This is a genomic window from Ruegeria sp. G7 (assembly GCF_056535465.1).
The window spans coordinates 1,314,910-1,330,427 of record NZ_JBQFIL010000001.1; the positions used below are offsets into that span (position 1 = coordinate 1,314,910).

The following is a 15,518-nucleotide window of genomic DNA, read 5'->3' on the forward strand; positions in this document are numbered from 1 at the left end:
CTGGCCAAGCTAGCCACGTATGGGTTTACAGAGAGTTAGCGCCCCTCAGGTCCGGTCGATTTTGCGGCCAAAAACCACACTGGTGTTGGTGCGCAAGACGCCGGGTATGCGGGCCAGTTCATCAACGAGGACATCGAGATCCTCGATCCTCGGGGCCTCGGCGGACAGAAGCAGGTCGAATTCGCCGTTGATCGACAGGCACAGCCTGACCTCCGGGTAAGCCTCAAGCCGCTTGATGATCCGTGTGGTTTCCTTTTGCTGCACCTCCAGCAGGACAACGACCTGAACGCGGGGGGTATCCTCGGTTTCGCGCAGGACGACGGAATAACCTGCGATGATGCCGCGTTCTTCCATGCGGTTGATCCGCTCATGGACCGTGGTTCGGGCGACCCCAAGCGTTGCGGCGATGCGCGTGGTGGAATCGCGCGCGTTGTGCTGCAGGGCGGCGATGATGCGGCGGTCAAGCTGATCCATGCGGGCTCCGGGCGTCTTTTGGGTGTGCCCCGGTGTACGGCAGTTTATGGGGCGGGCTCAAGGCTGGCGCGGGATACGTGGGTGCAACTCGTCAATCACGATGGGGTGGGCGTGTGGTCCCGGCCCGGCCAGATGCGGATGATCTGCGGGCAGGTCGGGGTGGCTGTGCGCGACCGCCGAGCGGCTGTCACGAGGCCAGACCCGTATCGCCAGCGCAACGCCCAGCACTGCAGCCGTCGCCATTGCGGCCATCACGACCGTGGCCCCGAAGCGGGTCATCAGCCACCCGGCCAAGGGATACAGCACCAGCCAGCAGGCATGCGATAGCGTGAACTGCGCAGCAAAGAGGGCGGGGCGGTCCTCAGGGTGGGCTGACCGTGTCAGCAAGCGGCCCGACGGCGTCAGTGTGGCCGAGTAGCCAAAGCCAACGGCGGCCCAGATCAGTGTCAGCAGCATGAGAGTCATCGGTAAGGTAGCGGACAGCAGGGCGGCGGTGGCCATGGCTCCGGTCGCGAGAGCTGCGCCGCTCAGCATCACCTGACGGTCGGGGATATGTTCCAACAAACGGGGCAGCGTGAAGGCGGCCAGCATGGACCCGCCGCCGAACCCGGCCAGTGCGACCGCCACGGCGCTTTCGGACAGGCCCAGATCGGCGCGCACGATCACCACCGTGTTGACGATCACCATCGCGCTGAGCGCCGCCGCGCTCCAACTCAGCGCCAGCAGCCCATGCAGGCGGGGGGTCTTCAGATAGATGCGGATGCCGCGCGTGGTCCGGTCATAGATGCCGCGCCGCGCGGTGGGTTTGGGCGAGGGCAGAGCGACGGAGACCACCAGTAGGGCCGAGGCCACAAACCCAAGGCTGGTGCCCAGAAACAGGCTGTCGAAGCTGACCAGCAGCAAGAGGACAGCCGCCAGCATCGGGCTCAGCAGGCTTTCCAGATCATAGGCCAGCCGCGACAGGGACAGGGCCTTGGTATAGTCCTGCTCGTCGGTCAGCACGTCGGGGATGGTGGCCTGAAAGGTCGGGGTGAACCCGGCCGAGGCAGATTGCAGCACAAAGATCAGCACATAGACCTGCCAGATCTCACTCACGAACGGCAGGCACAGCGCCACCGCCGCCCGGATCAGATCCAGTGCCACCAGCATCTTCCGACGGTCCAGCCGCTCGGCAAAGGCAGCGGCCAGAGGCGCGACGGTGACATAGGCTACCATCTTGATGGTCAGCGCGGTGCCCAACACCAGCCCGGCGGCCTCGCCTGCCAGATCAAAGGCCAGCAGACCCAGCGCAACGGTGGCCAACCCGGTGCCGGACAACGCAACGATCTGCGCGGCCAGCAGGTGCCGATAGGTGCGGTTTTTCAGGACGCTGAGCATCACGCGCTTTCTTGAGGGCAGTTGTTGCCGCTCCATAGTTCCAGTGTGACGCGCAAGGTCAAGCCACATTGCCCGGTTCGGGCTTTTCCAACGACGGCGTTGAGTTCGGAAGCCAAACCGCCTATCTCGGGGCCGAAAGCGCACAAAGGACAATTCCGTGGCGAACCATCTTTATAAGAATGACCTGCCGGACGGGCTGGATCTGGGCCCGGTCGTGGCCATTGACTGTGAAACCATGGGGCTCAACCCGCATCGGGACCGCCTGTGCGTGATCCAGATGTCCGGCGGCGACGGCAACAGCCATATCGTGCAGGTCGAGAAGGGGCAGACGCAGGCTCCGAACCTGTGTGCGATGCTGGAAAATCCGAATGTTCTGAAGCTGTTCCATTTTGGCCGCTTTGACATTGCCGCGATGTACCACACGTTTGGCGCGCTGGCCGCACCGGTCTATTGCACCAAGATCGCCAGCCGTCTTGTGCGCACCTATACCGACCGGCACGGGCTGAAGAACCTGTGTCAGGAACTGATCGGCGTCGATATCTCGAAGCAACAGCAGATGAGCGATTGGGGCGCGGAAACCCTCACCGATGCGCAGCTTGAATACGCCGCATCGGACGTTTTGTACCTGCATCGCCTGCGCGATGCTCTGGACGGGCGGCTGGCCCGCGAAGGTCGCACCGAGATGGCGCAGGCCTGTTTTGACTTCCTGCCGATGCGTGCGAAGCTGGACCTCGCCGGTTGGCCCGAAACGGATATTTTTGCGCACTCATGACCGATACCGAAGCATTTCTGAGAACCGCCCGACAGGTTGTCACCGATGAAGCCCGCGCGCTGGACGTGCTGGCCGAAGGGCTGGACGAACATTTTGCCGAGGCCGTGCAACTGATCCTGCAGGCCACGGGCCGCATCATCGTCAGTGGTATCGGCAAGTCGGGCCATATCGGCCACAAGATCGCGGCGACGCTCGCCAGCACCGGGACACCTGCCTATTTCGTGCACCCCGCTGAGGCGAGCCATGGCGATCTGGGCATGGTGTCCAAGGGTGACGTGGTTCTGGCGATCTCGAACTCGGGCGAGGCGCCGGAACTGGCCAATCTTCTGGCTTTTACCCGCCGCTTTGGCATCCCGCTGATTGGCCTGTCCAGCAAACCCGAAAGCACGTTGATGAAGCAGGCTGACGTGCATCTGCTGATCCCGTCTTTGGGTGAGGCTTGCGGGTTCGGCATGGTGCCCTCGATCTCGACCACGCTGACGCTGGCGATGGGCGACGCGCTGGCGATTGCGCTGATGAAGTATCGGGACTTCAAACCCGAAGATTTCCGCGCCTATCACCCCGGCGGCAAGCTTGGGGCGCAACTTTCCACTGTGCGCGATCTAATGCACGAGGATTTGCCGCTGGTTTCTGCCGGGACACCCATGAGCGATGCGCTGCTGGTCATGAGCCAGAAAAGCTTTGGCGTGGTTGGCGTGACTGACGCAGCGGGCCGCCTGCTGGGCATCGTTACCGATGGCGACCTGCGCCGGAACATGGACGGTTTGCTGGATAAAACCACCGAAGAAGTGATGACCGAAAACCCACTGACCATTGCGCCAAATGCTATGGCAGAAGAGGCGGTTGCGGTCATGAACGACCGTAAGATCACGTCGCTGTTCGTCGTAGACCCCGAAGCGCCGGGCCCGGTACAGGGGCTGTTGCACATCCACGACTGCCTGCGCGTCGGGCTGGGCTGAGGGGGCACGCCGGTGGACCGCCATTCCCGATGGGTACAGTTTCTGAAGGTGGTTCTGCCTTTGGCCGCTATCCTGCTGCTGTCCACCGTGTTCCTTTTGTCGCGCAGCATCGACACCAATGTCTCTGTCCCGTTCACCGGTCAGGAAATTGACGAACGATTGACCGATCAGGTGATCACTCGGCCCGACTATAGGGGCGTCACCCGCAAAGGCGAGGAAATTCGCGTCGAAGCGCGCCGCGCCAGTCAGGTCGGTCAGGGCGATAACCCGACCGCCGCCGATGTTCACGGTCGCTTTGGCCTGAGCAACGGGGGAGAGATTACGCTGGAATCCAACACTGGTATGGTCCGGCCCGACAAGGGCACCGCAACGTTCTCTGGTAATGTGGTCATCACCACCACGGACGGCATTCAGGTCACCACCGATCTGTTGAACACATCGCTGGACGAAATACGCGGTGATAGCCCGGGAAAGATTGACGGCACCGGCCCGATTGGTGACTTTACGGCAGGGCGCATGACGTTCGGAACGGAAAAAAAGGACGGCCCGGTCCATATTCTTTTTACAGATGGCGTGAAGCTGATATACGAGCCGCAAAAAGCTGAAAGATAACCCGTGTTTGATTTTCGTGCCGCCTCTTTGTGTTTCGCTCTGACCCTCACGATTGCGCCCGCTTCGGCGCAAGAGGCGCAGGTTGCCTTCGGAGCCGTCAAAGCCGACCCGACCTTGCCGGTCGAGGTGACGTCGGAGACGCTGAACGTAAATCAGGAAAATGGCTCGGCCGAGTTTCTGGGTGATGTGATCGTCATCCAGGGTGAGATGCGCCTGACCGCCGAGCGTGTTTTGGTGATCTATAATGAGGAGCGGTCGGCCATAGAACGGCTGGAAGCCACGGAAAATGTGGTTCTGATCAGCCCACCGGACGCAGCCGAAGGTGATTGGGCCGAATATACGATCGAGTCCGGTGTGATTGAGATGCGCGGCAACGTATTGTTGACCCAAGGCCCCAGTATCATCAGCGGGGACCAGATGATTGCGAACCTGACCACTGGCACCGCGACCATGTCGGGGGGCGTCAAAACCATCCTGCAGCAGGGTCAGAACTGATGAACCGCCCGAACCTGTCTGTCGCCCAAGGGATGTCTGGCCTGAAGATCGAAAAGCTGCGGAAATCCTATCGCAAGAAAACCGTGATCCGCGACGTTTCGATGACGCTGGACCGGTCTGAGGTGGTGGCGCTGCTGGGTCCGAACGGGTCGGGCAAGACCACGACTTTCTATTCGGTTGCCGGGCTGGTGTTTCCTGAGGCCGGGACAGTGACCATCGACGGGCAGAATGTGACCACCCTGCCGATGTATCGCCGCGCCCGTCTTGGCATCGGCTATCTGCCGCAGGAAATGTCGATCTTCCGCGGTATGAGCGTCGAGGACAACATCGCCTCGGTGCTGGACATCACCGTCAAACACGCCCACCGCCGCAAAGAGCGGCTGGAGGAGCTGCTGTCGGATTTCTCGATCGAACACCTGCGCCGCGCGCCTGCGCTGGCCTTGTCGGGCGGTGAACGCCGCCGGGTCGAGATCGCGCGCTGTTTGGCAGCTGATCCGAAATATCTGTTGCTGGATGAGCCCTTCGCGGGCGTTGATCCGATCAGCGTCGGTGACATTCGCCTGCTGGTGGCAGACCTCAAAAAGCGCGGAATCGGAGTTCTGATCACCGACCACAACGTGCGCGAAACGCTCGAGATCGTGGACCGCGCCTATATCCTGCATGACGGTCAGGTTCTGATGTCGGGCACCCCCGACGAGGTGGTGGAAAACGAAAATGTGCGCCGGGTGTATCTGGGCGAAAATTTCCGTATTTCATAGGTTTACGCGGAATTGCGCCGGGTGCATGGCGGAAATCTGGTATATACACACCTGTTTTGATTGACTCTTCCGTCGCCTCTTGGCTCAATTGGGTTATGGCACATCTTCGGTTCCAGTCTGGATCGCGATGCCCCTTCATCGAAGGGCAGGATCAGCGGCAACCGCACAGAGTGCTGCGCCCCCCGATAAAAACAAGTCAGCCGCGTACCGTGGCGTCAGAATGGGTGTGAATTGTGAAGGAGATCACATGCGTTACCAAATCAGCGGAAAACAGATCGACATCGGTGCGGCCCTGCAGACCCATGTGCAGACCGAACTGGGCGAGGTTGTAGGCAAATACGCCCAGCGACCGACGGACGCCAACGTCGTCTTTTCCCGTTCGGCGCATGAATATGTATGCGAAACCACTGTGCATCTGTCGACTGGACTGACGGCTCAGGCCAAGGCCCACGCGACCGAGATTTATGCGGCGTTCGAGGGCTGCTGTGACAAGATGGAAACACAATTACGGCGGTATAAGCGCCGTTTGAAGGACCACCACAAGGATCGCTCTGAGCCGGTTGAACTCTTTGGCGCGTCCTCTTATATCCTCGCTTCTGAAGAATCGGAGACGGCCGACGAACCCGAATCGCTGCAGCCAATGATTGTGGCTGAGATGGAAACAAAGATCCCATCGCTGAGTGTTGGTGAAGCCGTTATGCAGATGGAACTGGCCGGTGCCCCGGTGCTGGTGTTCCGGAATGAGAATAAGGACGGATTGAATGTCGTTTATCGTCGAGAGGACGGTAATATCGGGTGGATTGATCCGTAACAGGCAAGAACTATTGGCCTGCCCCCGGCTGCGGGGGCATGGCCCAGGAGCAAAATGATGGAGCTTTCGAGCATTCTGAAGCCCGAAGCCGTGCGCGTGCTATCCGCCGCGTCCAGCAAAAAGCGGTTGTTTCAGGAAATCGGCGATGTCGCCGCCGCGACGCTGGGACTGGATGCGCAAGCCGTCGTCGATAGCTTGCTTGAACGCGAGAGTCTGGGGCCCACAGGTGTTGGCCACGGTGTGGCGTTGCCGCATGCCAGATTGTCCGAACTTGAGGCGGTGTCAGGCGTATTCGTGATGTTGGAAAAACCTATCGATTTCGGATCGGTCGATCGGCAGCCGGTAGATCTGGCCTTTTCGCTTTTTGCCCCCGAAGAGGCGGGCGTTGAGCATCTCAAGGCGCTGGCCTTGGTGTCGCGCACGCTGCGCGAACAGACTGTCTGCGCCAAGCTGCGAGCCAACCCAGATCCGGTGAAACTCTATGCGATTCTGACCGAAGCACAGTCCATGCAGGCTGCCTAAACGCAGGCTGCAGGACGAAAAAAAGCCCCCGGATCGTCGGGGGCTTTGTCATTTTCTGCTGCGGGTCTTCAGCCACCGGTGCCCATCTCAAGGGTCCACCAGATTTTGCCGCCGCTCTCTTGATGCCAGGCAAATCCCATCTGAGTGGCTTTTGGGTCCATGATGACCGATCGCGGTCCGGGCTCTTGCATCCAGGCTGCCAGTGTTTCGGTCTCGGTTTCAAAGGTTTCCGAGATCGCCTCGCCCAGGAAGGTTCCGAAATAGCCCACGCGCGCGGCACGATCGATGGGTGATGACCCGTCCGACCCGAAATGCCAAGGGCGGTTCTGACGCGCCATATCCTTGGAATGGGTGGCCGCCGCCGCATTCAACTGTGCGTTCAACTGTACAGGTTGCAGCCCCGAGGCCTGCCGCAGTGCGTTTACCGAGTCCAACATGCGGAACTGCAGTTTCTCGGGGTTTCCGCGAATTTTATAGACGGATGGAAGCGGTCTGCCATCCGCGCCAATCGCGGTCGTGCTCGAATCGGTACAAGCGGCCAAAGCGAGGATGCAAATCGTCAGAAGAGAAAGAATACGTGTCATGATCGGCCTGAATTCTGTGTTTCAAGGGAAATACCGCGCTTACAGGCCGGGGGCAAATGCACAATCGCCTCAGCTTGCGTGAATCTGCCGGTTTGATTTGCGACTGAAGCATTCTGGCCATAAAATGTGCCAGAATTTGCATTTGACCTTAGCAAAGGACCGTTCGACATGGTCAAGAAACCGATTGTGACCCCGACCCGCCGCGTATTCCTGGCGGCAGCTTCGGCCAGCCTCGCGTCACCTGCGCTGGCACAGTACATACCCGGCGACCCGCTACGCCCCGCCCCCGAGCCTGAGCCGCCCGTACGCCGCAACGTCTCGGGTTTTCGCGCTTTGGACTGGCAACCCTATTTCTCGAATACCAGGAATGGCGCCATTCTGGTCGATACCGTTTCGCGGGCGCTGCATTATTGGTCAGAAGACCAAACAGTGTACAAACTCTACCCCTCTTCGGTTCCACTGACCGAAGAACTGACCCGCCGTGGACGCACAAGCGTCATCCGCAAGGTCGAAGGGCCAAGCTGGTCGCCCACGCCGTCGATGAAAAAACGCAACCCCGAATGGCCGGACTACATTCCTCCGGGGCCGGATAACCCATTGGGAACGCACGCTTTGTACTTAAGCTGGAAGTATTATCGCATTCACGGCACGCATGATACGCGCAAAATCGGGCGTCGATCGTCAAACGGGTGCATCGGGCTGTTCAACGAAGATATCGCCGAGCTGTTCGGAATGGCCAATGTTGGCACGCAAGTGTTGCTAATTTGACGACATTTTCGCGCACGAACCCGCTTGTGGCGCAAGTTACAATTGCAATCCATGGGGATAGCTGATTAGAAAAACTCACGAGGTAAGTCTTAGATGTGCGGTTTCGCTATTTGGAATCGTGCAAATTCTGGAGGTTAATATGAAGAAACTCGTTCTCGCCGCTGCTCTGACTGCTGCTGCTTCGACCGCATATGCTGGCAACCTGGAAGAGCCGGTTGTTGAAGCACCTGTTGTCGTCGAAGAAACCCAAGGTTCGTCGCAGGGCATCATCCTGCCGCTGATCCTGCTGGTTATCGTTGCTGCAGCTGTTGCCGCAAGCTAATTGACGAGCATTATACCAGAGAAAAGGCGGTGGAGCTTTCCACCGCCTTTTTTCATGTCCGCATAACACATCGCGGAACGCGTCAGTCGAGCCATCCGCGCAGGTTATCCTCGATCACCTTACCCAGTGCCGCGATATGCGTGTCGTCGTCGTTGAGGCAGGGAATATAGGTGAACGATTCGCCGCCCGCTTCTTCGAAGCTTTCTTTGATCTCTTCGTTGATCTCTTCCAGCGTCTCGATGCAATCGGCGGAAAACGCAGGGGCAATGACCGCAATGTTCTTCTTCCCCTGTCGCGCCAGATCGGCCACGTGATCGACGGTATAGGGTTTTAGCCATTCCTCGGGTCCGAACCGCGACTGGAAGGTCGAGATCAACTGATCATCCGACCATCCCAACCGTTCCTTCAGCAGCCGCGAGGTTTTCACGCATTGGCAGTGATAGGGGTCGCCCTGTTTCAGATAGCGCTCGGGCATTCCGTGATAGGAACACACCAGGATATCCGGCTTTGTTTCCATCTTTGCATATGCGCGCTCGACCGAGCCTGCGAGCGCGTCGATATAGGCCGGTTCGCTGAAATAGGCAGGAACCGTTCGGCTGGCCGGTTGCCATGGTTCAGCCATCAGGGCGCGAAAGAACTGATCATTGGCCGTCGCTGTCGTGGCCCCGGCATATTGCGGGTAGAGCGGGAAGAACAGGATGCGGTCGCAGCCTTCGGCCACCATCTCGCGCACTTTCGAAGGGGTCGAAGGGTTGCCGTAGCGCATACAGAAATCGACCATGACCTGATCTCCGAACCGCTCCTGCATGGCGTGACGCAGCTTGGCGGTCTGGTCTTTGGTGATCGTCATCAACGGGCTTTCGCCCTTGTCGTGGTTCCAGATCGACTTGTAGGCGGCGCCTGAACTGAACGGCCGTTTGGTCAGGATGATCCCCTGCAGGATCGGTTGCCACTTCCAGGCGGGATAGTCGATCACCCGCCTGTCCGAAAGAAACTCGTTCAGATACCGGCGCATGGGCCAATAGGTGTAATCGTCCGGCGTGCCCAGGTTGGCCAGTAGAATGCCGACGCGCCCCATCTTGACCTTTGGGTGGTCGGTCGGTGCATGCATCGGGCGAGTGGCGTCAAACATATGAAGCTTCCTGAATTTTCGTGTTCCGGGCTGAGATAACGGGAAATGTCCGGTCGTCAATCGGGCAGTTTGCCTTCTTCGGTTTTCAGTGCATCCGCCAGACGCATCTGGGCCGATCCGGGGCGCAGGGGTTTGGGTTGGCTGTCATCGGGGGACCAGCCGGTCAGGCAGATCATCTCGAATGTAGCGGTCAGCCGCCCCGAGGGCGCGGTGAAGTGATCGGCATAGATGCGCTGAGCTGTGTCGAAGACCGCGCGCCGTGTCGGCTTTTTCAGCCGGCCTGACAGGGCGTTGGTTTCTGCCATGGCGCGCAGGTCGTGCATCAGGTGCCAGAGATCGCGGTATTCCGCCGTCAGGGGGACGGCATCTGCCACCGGCAGCGCCAGCCCGGCCCGCTGAAGAAGAGCCCCAAGATCGCGAAGCTCTCCCATGGGTGCGATTCGAGGGCTCAGGCCACCGGACACCTCGATCTCGGCCTGTCCCAGCGCGGCGCGCAACTCGTGCAGGGTCTCTCCGCCCAGGCACAGGACCAGCAACAGGCCGTCGGGTTTCAGGGCGCGGTGGCATTGGATGATCTGCCCCACTGGATCATTGGCACTGTGCAGCGCCATCGCGTGGATCACCAGATCATGTGTGCCGGGGTGCAGGGCCAGAACATCTTCATCCTCGACATTCACCGCATCGGGAAAAACACCGGACCAGACCTGCGGAAAAGGACTCACGATCGCAGGGGCCATAAACACTTTGTTAACCATGGAGAGCCGATCCTGCACCTCATCGACGGCGGCGCGGTGCAGGAACAAGGCTTCGTCGCGCGCGCGCGCGGCGCAGCCGAATGGCGGCGCGGTCAAACAACGAGGGTGCAGTGGGTTCGGGCAGTTTCATAGCTCGCAAGTATCGCATGGCGCGGCGGATTCAAACCGCTATCCAGCTTATCTACCCACCCCGATGCATGGGGTGCGGTGCGCTGACGGGTACCGATTTCGGTCTCTGCGGACCTTGCTGGCGCGATACGCCGTTTATTGGCGGCACAGTTTGCGAAAGCTGTGGTGTACCGGTTATTGGGGAACGGGACGGGTTTCGGATCGACTGCGATGATTGCATCGGGGCATCCCGGCCATGGCGCGCGGGGCGGGCGGCACTGCTGTACAAAGGCAAGGCGCGGTCCCTGATACTGGCGCTGAAGCATGGTGACCGGCCCGAACTGGCGCGCCCCGCCGCGCGGTGGCTGGCGCATGCAGGACAGGCGTTGCTGCGCCCCGATATGCTGATCGCTCCGGTTCCGCTGCATTGGTCGCGTCTGCTGAAAAGGCGTTACAACCAATCGGCTCTGCTGGCGCAGCATCTTGCGCAAGAGGTCGCGCTGGACTGTATACCTGACCTTCTGCAGCGTACCCGTCGTACGCCGGTTTTGGACGGAAAAACCGCGCAAGAGCGGGCGGCGATCCTGCAGGATGCCATTTCCATCCACCCGCGACGAACACACCACATCAGGGGGCGGGATGTTTTGCTGGTCGATGACGTGATGACCTCGGGTGCGACTTTGGCGGCATGCACCCGTGTGTGTCAGGCCGCAGGGGCAAATCATATTTTCGTGTTGGCTCTGGCGCGCGTTGCCAAGGATGCCTAATTCGCCCAAGATTGTGTGAAACGCAAAGGGACGGAATATGAAACCCGTAGAAATCTATACCTCGCCGCTATGTGGCTTTTGCCACGCGGCCAAGCGCCTGCTGAAGCAGAAAGGCGTCGAGTTCAAGGAAGTCGATGTGCTGATGCATCCCAAGCGTAAGCCCGAGATGATCCAGCGCGCGGGTGGCAAACGCACCGTGCCGCAGATCTTCATCGGTACGCAGCACGTAGGCGGCTGCGATGACCTTTATGAGCTTGAGCGTCAGGGCAAACTGGATCGTTTGCTGGCGGCCTGATGAAGACCGCTCTGCTGCAGATCACCTCGTCGGACGACCCGGTTGAAAATCTGGATACGGTGCGCGCCCTTATGGCCGAGGCGGCCGGTCGGGGCGCGCGCTTTATCCTGACGCCCGAAGTAACGAACTGCGTCTCGACCAGCACCACGCGGCAGCGCGCGGTTTTGCAGCACGAAGAAGATGACATCACGCTGGTGGGCCTGTGTCAGCAGGCCGCTGCGCTCGGCGTTTGGTTGCTGATCGGGTCTCTGGGCATCAAAACGCACGATTCCGATGGGCGCTTTGCCAACCGCTCTTTCATGATCGACCCGCGGGGGCAGATCGTGGCGCGGTATGACAAAATCCATATGTTCGACGTGCAGGTCACGGAAACCGAGACCTTCCGCGAGTCAAAAAACTATCGCCCCGGCGCGAAAGCGGTGATTGCCGAGACCGATTTCGGCAAGGTCGGTCTGACCATCTGCTACGACATCCGTTTTCCGCATCTCTATGCCGTTTTGGCGCAGGCGGGTGCGCGAATTTTGACGGTTCCGGCGGCGTTTTCGCCCGTGACAGGTGCAGCACACTGGCAATCACTGCTACGAGCGCGCGCGATTGAGACTGGCTGCTGGGTGCTGGCCCCCGCGCAGACCGGAGAGCACCCCAAGACGCGCGGCAAAACACGCTACACCCACGGTCACAGCATGGTTGTCGCCCCGTGGGGAGAGGTGCTGATCGACGCAGGCACCGATCCGGGCATTCACATTTTCGATTTGGATGATAGTTCTGTGACAGAGGCGCGCCGCCGCGTGCCCTCATTGCAGCACGTGCGGCCCTTTGACGGGCCCTGATCCAGAACCGGACTAATGACGGACGAGAAAAACGCCCTTGCGGTCACGCTGTTCAGCGAGATTCTGACTGCAGACCAATTGTTGCGCAACCGGCTGAGCCGGGTGCTGCCCAAGGGCATGGAAATCTCGCATTTCTCGGTGTTGAACCATCTTGTGTATGTCGGCGACGAGCGGACGCCTGCACAACTGGCCAGCACCTTCCACGTCACGCGCGGAGCGATGACCAACACTTTGGCCAAGCTGGAATGGGCCGGATACATCCACATCCGCCCCGACTGGGACGACGCCCGCCGCAAGATGGTGGCGATCAGCCCCGCTGGCCGCCGCGCACGCGATCAGGCAATTTCCTCGATTGCCCCACTGATCAACCGCGTGGTCGGAGAGCTGGGGCTGGAGCGGGTGCGCAGCACGCTGCCCGTGCTGCGGGATTTGCGGTTGCAGTTGGAGGGGGAGTAGTCTCAGCCCGGCTTCACACTCGCCGTCACGTAATTCACGCTCAAATCCCGGTCCGAGATCGACCAACTCCACAGGATCGGGTTGAAGACGAACCCCTTGCGGTCCACCGGCTCCAGCCCGGCTTGGCGCAGCAGGTCGAACAGCTCATCCGGCGTGATGAACTTGTTCCATTCATGTGTGCCGCGGGGTAGCCATCGCATGACGACCTCGGCTCCGAAAATGGCCATGGCATAGGATTTCGGGTTGCGGTTGATGGTCGAGCACACCTGCAACCCGCCGGGTTTTAGCAACTGTTGCGTGGCTCTGAGATAACCAAGTGGATCGGCCACATGCTCGACCACCTCCATGTTCAGCACCACATCAAACTGTTCACCCGCGGCGGCCATGTCCTCGGCGGTGGTGTGGCGATAGTCGATCTGCAAGCCCGATTGCTCGGCATGGATGCGGGCGACGGGCAGGTTGCGCTCGGCGGCGTCGGCGCCCACGACCGTGGCACCCAGACGCGCCATCGGTTCGCTTAGCAGCCCGCCGCCGCAACCGATATCCAGCAAGCGCAGGCCGTCAAATGGCTTGGTTGCCTTCAGATCGCGGTCAAACTCCCCCGCGATTTGCTGGGTGATATAGTCCAGACGGCACGGATTCAGCATGTGCAGCGGCTTGAATTTCCCGTGAGGATCCCACCATTCAGCCGCCATCGCCTCAAATTTTGCGATCTCGGACGGGTCTACCGTGTTCGGATGCGCTTGCATTCCTGTCTCCGTGTGCTCTTTTACGTCTAAGGACTATATAGGGCCATAATGGACAAGTACCCGGACCAAAAGCGCGCAGTTCAATATCTGTACCCGCCGATCGATCCTTTCGATCAGCGCATGGTCGATATGGGCGATGGGCACCGTATTTACGTGGAACAATGCGGCAATCCCGACGGGATTCCGGTGGTCATCCTGCACGGTGGCCCCGGCGGTGGCTGCAGCCCTGCGATGCGGCGGTATTTCGATCCCAAAGCCTATCGGGTGATTCTGTTTGATCAACGCGGGTGTGGCCGGTCGCGCCCTACGGCTTCGGTCGAGAACAACACGACCTGGCATCTGGTGGCGGATATCGAGCGTCTGCGTAAGCTGTTCGACATCGAGGACTGGATCGTGTTCGGCGGCAGTTGGGGGGCGACTCTGGCGCTGGTCTATGCGCAGACCCATCCTGACCGGGTCAACCGTCTGGTGCTGCGCGGTGTGTTTCTGGCCACGCAGGCCGAGCTTGACTGGTTCTATGGCGGCGGTGCGGGCAAGTTCTGGCCCGAACAATGGGCCAAGTTCACCTCGCTGCTACCCGAGCATGAGGTGAGCAATGCGATCGCCGCTTACAACAAACGCCTGTTCTCGGGGGATCGCGCGACCGAAATCCTCTATGCCCGGGCGTGGTCACATTGGGAAAACGCGCTGGCCTCGATCCACACCAACGGGTCGGTTGGAGAAAGCCCTGGGGAATATGCGCGCACCTTTGCGCGGCTTGAGAATCACTATTTCACGAATACCGCCTTTCTTGAATACGATGGCCAGATTCTGGATCAGATGGACCGTATCGCCGATATCCCCGGCCATATCGTGCAGGGGCGCTATGACATGATTTGCCCGCCGCAGGCCGCGTGGAACCTGTCGCAGCGCTGGCCCAATGCCGAGCTGAAGATGGTACGCCATGCTGGCCACGCCCTGTCTGAACCCGGCATCAGCGCCGAGCTGGTCCGGATCATGGATCGCGTGGCCGAGGGGGTGACATGACCCGGATCGACCGTCGTGCCTTGTTTGCCTCGGGTGCTGCCGCTGCGCTGCTGGCGGCCACAGGGGCGTCTTTGGCTGATACGCCGAAACAGGGCGGCACGCTGCGTCTGGCGGTGCCGCGTGACAACAGTCTGGAACGCGTGGCGCGGGGTGCGGCCTTTGACACGCTGACCGAGATTGCACCTGACGGCACGTTGCGCGGAGAGCTTGCGACGGGTTGGCAAACCGACGCTGACGCCCGGGTCTGGAGTTTTGATCTGCGCGACGATGTCATGTTCCATGATGGCACCAAGCTGGATATCACAGATGTTCTGGCCGTTCTGGGTGAGGTTGGCCGCGCCGAGGCCATAGCCCCGCACCAAGTGCGGCTGCAATTGGCCGAAAGCAATCCGGGCCTGCCATTCCTGTTGTCAGAGGCTCAGTTCGTCATTGCGCGCGATGGCGTGACGCCGCTGGCGCAAGCCAACGGTACTGGCTGTTACCGGGTCGAGCGGGCCGAGGATGAGCGTCATTTCCGCGCGCGGCGCGTGGCCGATCACTACAAGGCCGGATCGGCGGGCTGGGCCGATACGATCGAGATCATCGTGATCCCGGACGCCAAGGTGCGGGCCGAGGCGTTGCGCGATGGCTACGTGGATATCGCGGCACTGCCTGCTGGCGAGGACCTGATTGCGCAGCGGGGCCTGCGGTATCATCCATCGCAGGCCGACATGGCACTGGCTGTGGCCGCCCATGTCGGGATGCCGCGCCAGATTGGTAAGGCTGCGCTGGACGATGGGCGCATCGCCGAACGGTGGTGGCTGGCGTAAATCCGATCACGTTTTACGCCGGGGGTTGCAGACTCGGGAACTCCTGCGTATATGCATCTTTAACAGCGGCGCGTTGGACTTCTGGTCCAAGGCTCCACCGGAAAATACGACGGGCCGCGCGCCCGTTTTTTTGTGCC

At 60.4% G+C, this 15,518-nt stretch carries 20 protein-coding genes and 1 pseudogene; 15 read left to right on the top strand and 6 right to left on the bottom strand.

Features of this window, described 5'->3' with window-relative positions:
* Positions 1 to 45: 45 nt before the first annotated feature.
* On the bottom strand, positions 46 to 474 hold the full coding sequence (locus tag ACR3EN_RS06570) for an Lrp/AsnC family transcriptional regulator (RefSeq protein WP_480823258.1): 429 nt from the start codon (positions 472 to 474) through the stop codon (positions 46 to 48).
* Positions 475 to 531: 57 nt separating this feature from the next.
* The gene (locus ACR3EN_RS06575) at positions 532 to 1,851 is read right to left on the bottom strand and encodes an MFS transporter (protein ID WP_480823260.1); all 1,320 of its coding nucleotides are present in this window, start codon (positions 1,849 to 1,851) and stop codon (positions 532 to 534) included.
* Positions 1,852 to 2,008: 157 nt separating this feature from the next.
* Between ACR3EN_RS06575 and ACR3EN_RS06580 the strand changes: the two genes are divergently transcribed.
* The 7 genes from ACR3EN_RS06580 to ACR3EN_RS06610 all read left to right on the top strand — a co-directional run bounded on the left by ACR3EN_RS06580 (position 2,009) and on the right by ACR3EN_RS06610 (position 6,780).
* The gene (locus tag ACR3EN_RS06580; RefSeq protein ID WP_480531610.1) at positions 2,009 to 2,623 is read left to right on the top strand and encodes a ribonuclease D; all 615 of its coding nucleotides are present in this window, start codon (positions 2,009 to 2,011) and stop codon (positions 2,621 to 2,623) included.
* Entirely contained in the window at positions 2,620 to 3,582 is a 963-nt protein-coding gene (locus ACR3EN_RS06585) for a KpsF/GutQ family sugar-phosphate isomerase (RefSeq protein ID WP_480823262.1), read from the top strand. Before ACR3EN_RS06580 ends, ACR3EN_RS06585 begins: the two co-directional genes overlap by 4 nt.
* A 12-nt stretch (positions 3,583 to 3,594) precedes the next feature.
* Positions 3,595 to 4,194, top strand: a complete 600-nt coding sequence (gene lptC / locus ACR3EN_RS06590; RefSeq protein ID WP_480823264.1) for an LPS export ABC transporter periplasmic protein LptC — start codon at positions 3,595 to 3,597, stop codon at positions 4,192 to 4,194.
* 3 nt (positions 4,195 to 4,197) lie between these two features.
* Positions 4,198 to 4,689: an LptA/OstA family protein gene (locus ACR3EN_RS06595; RefSeq protein ID WP_480823266.1), complete on the top strand. Its 492-nt coding sequence runs from the start codon at positions 4,198 to 4,200 to the stop codon at positions 4,687 to 4,689.
* Positions 4,689 to 5,447, top strand: a complete 759-nt coding sequence (lptB, locus tag ACR3EN_RS06600; protein ID WP_480823268.1) for an LPS export ABC transporter ATP-binding protein — start codon at positions 4,689 to 4,691, stop codon at positions 5,445 to 5,447. The genes ACR3EN_RS06595 and lptB overlap by 1 nt, the downstream gene beginning before the upstream one ends.
* 247 nt (positions 5,448 to 5,694) lie before the next feature.
* The gene (gene hpf / locus ACR3EN_RS06605; RefSeq protein WP_480823270.1) at positions 5,695 to 6,258 is read left to right on the top strand and encodes a ribosome hibernation-promoting factor, HPF/YfiA family; all 564 of its coding nucleotides are present in this window, start codon (positions 5,695 to 5,697) and stop codon (positions 6,256 to 6,258) included.
* Between the two features lie 57 nt (positions 6,259 to 6,315).
* Entirely contained in the window at positions 6,316 to 6,780 is a 465-nt protein-coding gene (locus ACR3EN_RS06610; protein WP_480823272.1) for a PTS sugar transporter subunit IIA, read from the top strand.
* A 68-nt stretch (positions 6,781 to 6,848) separates the two neighbouring features.
* On the opposite strand, the gene dalA is transcribed toward ACR3EN_RS06610, so the two are convergent.
* Positions 6,849 to 7,364: a divisome-associated lipoprotein DalA gene (gene dalA / locus ACR3EN_RS06615; RefSeq protein ID WP_480823274.1), complete on the bottom strand. Its 516-nt coding sequence runs from the start codon at positions 7,362 to 7,364 to the stop codon at positions 6,849 to 6,851.
* Positions 7,365 to 7,532: 168 nt separating this feature from the next.
* On the opposite strand from dalA, the gene ACR3EN_RS06620 reads away from it, so the two are divergent.
* Positions 7,533 to 8,132 (top strand): L,D-transpeptidase, encoded by a 600-nt coding sequence (locus ACR3EN_RS06620; RefSeq protein WP_480823276.1) that lies wholly within the window; start codon positions 7,533 to 7,535, stop codon positions 8,130 to 8,132.
* A gap of 139 nt (positions 8,133 to 8,271) precedes the next feature.
* On the top strand, positions 8,272 to 8,454 hold the full coding sequence (locus ACR3EN_RS06625) for a hypothetical protein (RefSeq protein WP_480823278.1): 183 nt from the start codon (positions 8,272 to 8,274) through the stop codon (positions 8,452 to 8,454).
* Between the two features lie 82 nt (positions 8,455 to 8,536).
* On the opposite strand, the gene hemH is transcribed toward ACR3EN_RS06625, so the two are convergent.
* Complete coding sequence (hemH, locus tag ACR3EN_RS06630) at positions 8,537 to 9,586, bottom strand: ferrochelatase (RefSeq protein WP_480823280.1); 1,050 nt, start codon at positions 9,584 to 9,586, stop codon at positions 8,537 to 8,539.
* 56 nt (positions 9,587 to 9,642) lie between these two features.
* Positions 9,643 to 10,471: pseudogene (locus ACR3EN_RS06635) on the bottom strand (methyltransferase domain-containing protein).
* Positions 10,472 to 10,487: 16 nt separating this feature from the next.
* Here ACR3EN_RS06635 and ACR3EN_RS06640 point away from each other — a divergent pair.
* From ACR3EN_RS06640 to ACR3EN_RS06655, 4 genes are read left to right on the top strand one after another with little or no spacing between them, the layout of a single operon-like run.
* Positions 10,488 to 11,216 (top strand): ComF family protein, encoded by a 729-nt coding sequence (locus ACR3EN_RS06640; protein ID WP_480823284.1) that lies wholly within the window; start codon positions 10,488 to 10,490, stop codon positions 11,214 to 11,216.
* A 37-nt stretch (positions 11,217 to 11,253) separates the two neighbouring features.
* Complete coding sequence (gene grxC / locus ACR3EN_RS06645) at positions 11,254 to 11,511, top strand: glutaredoxin 3 (protein ID WP_050605571.1); 258 nt, start codon at positions 11,254 to 11,256, stop codon at positions 11,509 to 11,511.
* Positions 11,511 to 12,341: a carbon-nitrogen hydrolase family protein gene (locus ACR3EN_RS06650; protein ID WP_480823287.1), complete on the top strand. Its 831-nt coding sequence runs from the start codon at positions 11,511 to 11,513 to the stop codon at positions 12,339 to 12,341. Before grxC ends, ACR3EN_RS06650 begins: the two co-directional genes overlap by 1 nt.
* A 15-nt stretch (positions 12,342 to 12,356) precedes the next feature.
* Positions 12,357 to 12,797, top strand: coding sequence for a MarR family winged helix-turn-helix transcriptional regulator (locus tag ACR3EN_RS06655; RefSeq protein WP_480732813.1), 441 nt, complete (start codon positions 12,357 to 12,359; stop codon positions 12,795 to 12,797).
* 2 nt (positions 12,798 to 12,799) lie between these two features.
* Here the strand turns inward: ACR3EN_RS06655 and ubiG are convergent, their stop codons facing one another.
* Positions 12,800 to 13,546 (bottom strand): bifunctional 2-polyprenyl-6-hydroxyphenol methylase/3-demethylubiquinol 3-O-methyltransferase UbiG, encoded by a 747-nt coding sequence (gene ubiG, locus ACR3EN_RS06660; protein ID WP_480823289.1) that lies wholly within the window; start codon positions 13,544 to 13,546, stop codon positions 12,800 to 12,802.
* Between the two features lie 48 nt (positions 13,547 to 13,594).
* Between ubiG and pip the strand changes: the two genes are divergently transcribed.
* Positions 13,595 to 14,572 (top strand): prolyl aminopeptidase, encoded by a 978-nt coding sequence (gene pip / locus ACR3EN_RS06665; RefSeq protein WP_480870833.1) that lies wholly within the window; start codon positions 13,595 to 13,597, stop codon positions 14,570 to 14,572.
* Positions 14,569 to 15,381, top strand: a complete 813-nt coding sequence (locus ACR3EN_RS06670; protein WP_480870831.1) for an ABC transporter substrate-binding protein — start codon at positions 14,569 to 14,571, stop codon at positions 15,379 to 15,381. The genes pip and ACR3EN_RS06670 overlap by 4 nt, the downstream gene beginning before the upstream one ends.
* Positions 15,382 to 15,518 lie beyond the last annotated feature (137 nt).